This is a genomic window from Planomonospora corallina, from assembly GCF_042650625.1.
In the GTDB taxonomy this organism is placed as follows: Bacteria; Actinomycetota; Actinomycetes; order Streptosporangiales; family Streptosporangiaceae; genus Planomonospora_B; species Planomonospora_B corallina.
This window is the reverse complement of record NZ_JBHSBM010000017.1, coordinates 549793-550012: the sequence shown is the minus strand read 5'-3', so window position 1 is coordinate 550012 and position 220 is coordinate 549793.

The following is a 220-nucleotide window of genomic DNA, read 5'->3' as shown; positions in this document are numbered from 1 at the left end:
CCCGTCCCGCGGCGGGCGGCGCGGCGGCAGCGGTCCCGGCTCGTACGGCCTGCGGGCGTACCGCGCCAGGTCGGCGGCGGTCGGAGTGCCGAGGATGGGGGCGGGCGGCCACGGCGCCGCGGTCTCCCCCTCCGGCTCCTCCTCCGGCCCGGGCCCCGCGGCACAGGCCGCCCGGGGAGCCTCCGCCGCGCCGCCGGCCGTACCCGTCCCCGGCGCCCGC